The sequence below is a fragment of the Mesorhizobium sanjuanii genome, from assembly GCF_002529485.1.
In the GTDB taxonomy this organism is placed as follows: Bacteria; Pseudomonadota; Alphaproteobacteria; order Rhizobiales; family Rhizobiaceae; genus Mesorhizobium; species Mesorhizobium sanjuanii.
Window position 1 is genome coordinate 1 of the sequence record NZ_NWQG01000267.1, and the last position, 5166, is coordinate 5166.

At 62.3% G+C, this 5166-nt stretch carries 6 protein-coding genes; 4 read left to right on the forward strand and 2 right to left on the reverse strand.

The genetic code is table 11. The features are described 5' to 3' along the window. The 3 genes from CN311_RS30280 to CN311_RS30290 form a co-directional block, all read left to right on the forward strand. A partial coding sequence (locus tag CN311_RS30280; RefSeq protein WP_115504286.1) for a GNAT family N-acetyltransferase/peptidase C39 family protein occupies nt 1-834 on the forward strand: 834 nt, incomplete at its 5' end. A 5-nt stretch (nt 835-839) separates the two neighbouring features. Then, nucleotides 840-2303 carry a RimK family protein gene (locus CN311_RS30285; RefSeq protein ID WP_097577260.1) on the forward strand — a complete coding sequence of 488 codons (1464 nt, stop codon included), beginning with the start codon at nt 840-842 and terminating at the stop codon, nt 2301-2303. A gap of 22 nt (nt 2304-2325) precedes the next feature. Next, nucleotides 2326-2598, forward strand: a complete 273-nt coding sequence (locus CN311_RS30290; protein WP_097577261.1) for a DUF3303 domain-containing protein — start codon at nt 2326-2328, stop codon at nt 2596-2598. 14 nt (nt 2599-2612) lie between these two features. On the opposite strand, the gene CN311_RS30295 is transcribed toward CN311_RS30290, so the two are convergent. Next, nucleotides 2613-3560, reverse strand: a complete 948-nt coding sequence (locus CN311_RS30295; RefSeq protein ID WP_097577262.1) for a LysR substrate-binding domain-containing protein — start codon at nt 3558-3560, stop codon at nt 2613-2615. 111 nt (nt 3561-3671) lie between these two features. On the opposite strand from CN311_RS30295, the gene CN311_RS30300 reads away from it, so the two are divergent. Then, a complete protein-coding gene (locus CN311_RS30300) occupies nt 3672-4562 on the forward strand; it encodes a fatty acid desaturase family protein (protein WP_097577263.1) in 891 nt (296 codons plus the stop codon). A gap of 48 nt (nt 4563-4610) precedes the next feature. Here the strand turns inward: CN311_RS30300 and CN311_RS30305 are convergent. Then, the coding region (locus CN311_RS30305) for an EAL domain-containing protein (protein ID WP_133117291.1) at nt 4611-5166 on the reverse strand (556 nt) is incomplete at its 5' end.

Here is a 5166-nt window from a genome sequence, read left to right on the forward strand (position 1 = left end):
CTGCTGGAACGGGCCGAGGAGGCCGCCTTCGAGCATGACCGCATGATGCTGCGCCTTGAGGTGCGCGAGGACAACAGCCGGGCGATCCGCATCTACGAGCAGAGCGGCTACCGCAGGATCGGCCGCGAACCCGGCTATTACGAGGACGGCGCCACCGCGCTTCGCTATGAGAAGACGTTGCGTGGCGACATTCCGGTCGCCACCAAGGTGCCGTTCTACCAGCAGACCTGCGAATTCACCTGCGGCCCGTGCTGCCTGATGATGGCGATGGCCAATTTCGATCCCGGCTTCGTGCCCGATCCGGTCATGGAAATCCGTTTGTGGCGTGAAGCGACCACCGTTTTCATGATGTCCGGGCCCGGCGGCTGCGAACCGTTCGGGCTCGCCGTCGCCGGCTATGAAAGCGGGCTCTCGGCGGAGATCTACGTGTCCTTCTACGGCGCGCTGTTCCTGCAGTCGGTGCGCAGCCAGGACAAGCGCCGGGTCATGGAACTGGCGCAGGTCGACTTTCGCCGGCGCGCGGAACTTTACGGCATCCCGGTGAATTACCGTCCATTCGCCATCGACGATATCCGCGCCGCCATCGCCGAAGGAAAACTGGTTCTGGTCCTGATCAGCGGCTTCCTGATGTTCGGCAAGAAGGTGCCGCATTGGGTGCTGGCCATCGGCGACGACGGCGATCATATCCTGATCCACGATCCCTGGGTCGAGGACGAGAGACAGGAGACCATCCTTGATGCCGCCAACATTCCCGTGCCTTACGGCATCTTCATGAACATGGCGCAGTTCGGCCGCGACGGACTGCGCGCCGCCATCACGCTAGGAAAGCGCTGAAGACAATGACCTGGGTCATCCTCACCGGCCGGCAGAACGATCTCGACCAGGTGGCGACGCCGCACAAGATCATCACCAACCGCGACTATCTTGCGCATCCGGCGCTGTTTCGCGGCCAGCGGCCCAAGGTCATCAACCTGTCGAACAATTACGGCTATCAGAGCCGCGGCTATTATGCCTCGCTGCTCGCCGGCTCGCGCGGCCACAAGGTCATCCCGACGGTCGAGACGATGATCGACCTGTCGGAGCGCAAGCTCTACGAGCATGCGCTGCCCGAACTCGAACTTGCACTCAACAAATGCCGCAAGGATCTCGGCGGCGCCTTTCCGCAGAAGGTTTGCATCTTCTTCGGCATCGGCCCGTCGAAAGTATGGGATCGCTTCGCCAAGCTCCTGTTCGACTGGTTCCGGGCGCCGGCGCTGGAGGTCCACATCAAGGACAGCGCCGAATGGGCGGCGATCCGCAAGATCGGCTTCCATCCGCTGATCCGGATGACCGACGAGGAAAAAGAGCGCTTCCTGCAATGCCTCGAGACCTACACCAACCGCGAATGGCGCGACACCAAGGGCCGCACGCCGGCGCGCTACACCTTCGCCACGCTGGTCGATCCGCATGAGGAACTGCCGCCGTCGGAGATTTCGTCGCTTCGCTACTGGGCCAAGATCGCCGAGAAAATGGGCGTCGAAATCGAGCCGATCACCAAGAGGGATCTGGCCAAGCTCGCCAATTACGACGCGCTGTTCATCCGCGAGACCACCTCGATTTCCAACCACACCTACCGCTTCGCCCGCCGCGCCCAGCAGGAAGGCATGCCGGTCATCGACGACCCGCTGTCGATGATCCGCTGCACCAACAAGGTCTATCTCAACGAGCTGATGACCTACAACAAGGTGCCGGTGCCACCGACGGTGATGATCGCCGGCACCTCGGACCTCGACGTGGCGGCGCAGACGCTGGGTTTCCCGCTGGTATTGAAGATCCCGGACTCGTCATTTTCGCGGGGTGTGAAGAAATGCGAGACCTTCGAGGAGCTGAAGAGGCTGGCCACCGAATGGCTGGAGGATTCCGACCTCTTGATCGCGCAGAAATTCATTCCGACCGAGTATGATTGGCGTGTCGGCGTGCTCGGTGGCCAGCCCCTGTTCGCCGTGCATTATCTTATGGCCAAGAAGCACTGGCAGATCGTCAACCACAAGGCCAACGGCAAGCCCGACCAGGGCGGCATCAAGACCTTCACGCTGAAGGAGGCGCCAGCCCATGTCGTCGAGACGGCGGTCAGAGCGGCGCGCTGCATCGGCGATGGCCTCTACGGCGTCGACCTCAAGGAGACCAGGGACGGCGTTTTTGTCATCGAGGTCAACGACAATCCCAACCTCGACCATGGCTGGGAGGATTCCGGCGAAAAGGACGAGGTCTGGGTGCGGCTGACGCAGTGGTTCCTGGAGCGGCTCGATCGGCCTGGGCGATAATCATCCGAGGAGGGAGACAGAGATGCTGTTTTTTGTGACCGAGGATTTTCGCGACTGTGACCGCAAGGAGATCTACCGTCGCTTCCGCGACCAGGGCCGCCTGAAGCCGGACGCGCTTCTCGTGCACCACAGCTGGATCGCGGCGGATATGAGCCGCTGCTTCCTGCTGGTGGAGGCCGACGACGTCACGCTACTGCAGCGCTGGGTCGTCGAATGGGCGGATCTGGTCGAATTCGAGATCGTTCCCGTGGCGACGAACAAGGACATGGTGGAAGCATTGAGCGGACATCTCTGAGAGAACAACCGCCGTCACCGGCCCTCGGATGGCCGAGTGATCAACGCCGGCGAACCCACCGAGCGCAGGCATTCCTCGATCAGCCACTCCTTGAACGCCGCAACCACATCGCGCCTCAAGCTTCGTTGCGGGATCGTCAGGCAATAGGGCTGGCGCAGCTCCAGTGCCTGTGCGACGGGCCTGACCAGCCTGCCGTCTTCCACCGCTTCGGCGCAGAAGACTCCCTGCGCCAGCGCGACGCCGAGGCCCGAAATAGCCAGATCGAGTGCCGCCCGCGACGAATTCGCCGACAGACCGCGCTGGCTTGTGCGGCCAGGCTCGATACCGGCCGTCTCGAACCAGCTGCGCCAGGATGGAAAGGAGGCGCCTGTCGGCCCCCAGTCGGTGTGGATCAACGGCAAGCGGGCGAGGGCGGCGGCGCCTTCGAGATCGCCGATCTCCCTTGCCAGGCCAGGTGCGCAAACGGGATAGACGGCATCCCTCACGATGTCTTCAGTCGCCTGGTCGCGATAGTGGGAACGTCCATAGGAAAGACGTATGTCGATCAGGTCGCGGTCGAACGATACCGGATCGTCTTCGCCTCTCAGCGAGATGTCGACCGCGCCATGGCTGGCGACAAAGCTCGTCAGCCGCGTCGAGAGCCAGCCCATCGCCATCGATGGCGGCACCGAGACGACAAGCCGCGATCGAAACTCCGCGCCGCTGAGCTCGCGCGACACGCTGCCGATCTCCTCGAAGGCCGTTGTCAGCCGTGGCAGCATTTCCCGGCCGGCATCGGTCAGCACGGCACGGCGGTTGACCCGGTGGAAGAGCTTGCGGCCCATCTGGTCCTCGATGGTCCGGATCAATTGGCTGACCGCGGCCGCGGAAATCGAAAGTTCTTGCGCCGCGGCGGCAAAGCTGCCGCAGCGCGCCGCAGCCTCGAAAGCCTGCAGTCCCCGCAAGGATGGAAGTGCGACCATAATGACCAAAAGACAAGCTGAGCTTATCTAAATTGCAGAAATCCTCGTTTTGCGAAAGCTATTTTGGCGACTAGGCTTATCTCATCGACAGTATGAGACCGGATCAAACCAATGGACCATCGCGAGGTGATCGCATCGCTGACGCAGCAACAGCGCGACCGGCTGACCGCCAAGTCGGATCGCCTAGGGCTGCTGCAGCTTGCCGGCCATTGGGGCGCGATCATCGTCATTGGTGCGCTGATCATCGCCAAGGTGCCGTACTGGCCGCTGCTGATGCTGCCGCAAGGCATCCTCATCGTTTTCCTGTTCACGCTTCTGCACGAGACGGTCCATCGCACGGCTTTTGAAACACAGCGGCTGAACGATTTCGTGGCGCGCGTCTGCAGCCTGGCGATCGCGCTGCCGGCCGACTGGTTCCGCTATTTCCATTTCGCTCATCACCGCTTCACCCAGGACCCGGAGAACGACCCGGAACTCGCCTTCCCGAAGCCCGAAACCTTGCGGCAGTATATCGTCCACGTTTCCGGGATTCCGATGTGGTGGGGCCACTTCAAGACGCTTTACACCAACGCGATCGGTGGCTGCCGGGACAGCTACGTGCCGCCAAAGGGCCGGCCCAAGGTGCGCGCCGAGGCCCGCGCCATGATTGCCTTCTATGCCGTGGTGCTGGTGCTGGCCGTCTGGTTCCGGGCAACCACGCTGCTCTATGTCTGGATCGTGCCGGCGCTGCTCGGGCAACCATTCCTGCGCCTCTATCTCCTGGCCGAACATGGCCGTTGTCCGCTAGTCGCCAACATGCTGGAAAACACCCGGACCACGCTGACCAACTGGTTTGTCCGCAAGCTCGCCTGGAACATGCCCTTCCACGCCGAGCATCATGCCTATCCGGGTGTGCCGTTCCATCAACTGCCAGCGTTTCACGCCGTGATCGAGCGTCATCTCAAGGAGATCGAAGCTGGTTACGTGCGCTTCCACGAAAAATATATCGAGACGCTGCGCTGATCGCCGGTGTTTCCGGCTCATCCGCTGACTGGCTCGGCCTTGCCGCGATCAGCCTGATTGCCTGATTGCCGCACGCGTCTCCAGCAGGCGAGCTATGTCCGCTGCCTTGGATGGCACGCCGATCAGATAGCCTTGGGCCTCGACACAGCCCTCCTTGCGCAGGAACTCCAGCTGAGCTTCGGTCTCGACACCTTCGGCGGTGACGGTGATGCCAAGCTGGGCGCCGAGCCCGATGACCGTGCGCACGATCGCAGCGGTGTCGCGGTTGTCGATGTCACGAATGAAGGAGCGGTCGATCTTGATCTTGTCGACCGGGAAGCGGCGGAGATAGCCGAGCGACGAATAGCCTATGCCGAAATCGTCCAGCGCGATGTGGATGCCAAGCTCGCGCAACTGCCTGAGCGTCTTCAGCACCGTATCACTTTCGTCCATCAGCACCGTTTCGGTGATTTCCAGTTCCAGCCGGCTGGCCGGCACACCGGAAAATGCCAGTGCGGAGATGACGCTGCGGGCAAAGGTGCCGCTTTTGATCTGCACGGCCGAGACATTGACCGCGATGCGCAGCCCATGCGGCCAGTCCGCCGCCACCGTGCAGGCTTTCCTT

Coding starts and splice junctions, on each gene's coding strand:
- CN311_RS30285 (WP_097577260.1), top strand. CDS start 840: ATGACCTGGGTCATCCTCACCGGCCGGCAGAACGATCTCGACCAGGTG.
- CN311_RS30290 (WP_097577261.1), top strand. CDS start 2,326: ATGCTGTTTTTTGTGACCGAGGATTTTCGCGACTGTGACCGCAAGGAG.
- CN311_RS30295 (WP_097577262.1), bottom strand. CDS start 3,560: ATGGTCGCACTTCCATCCTTGCGGGGACTGCAGGCTTTCGAGGCTGCG.
- CN311_RS30300 (WP_097577263.1), top strand. CDS start 3,672: ATGGACCATCGCGAGGTGATCGCATCGCTGACGCAGCAACAGCGCGAC.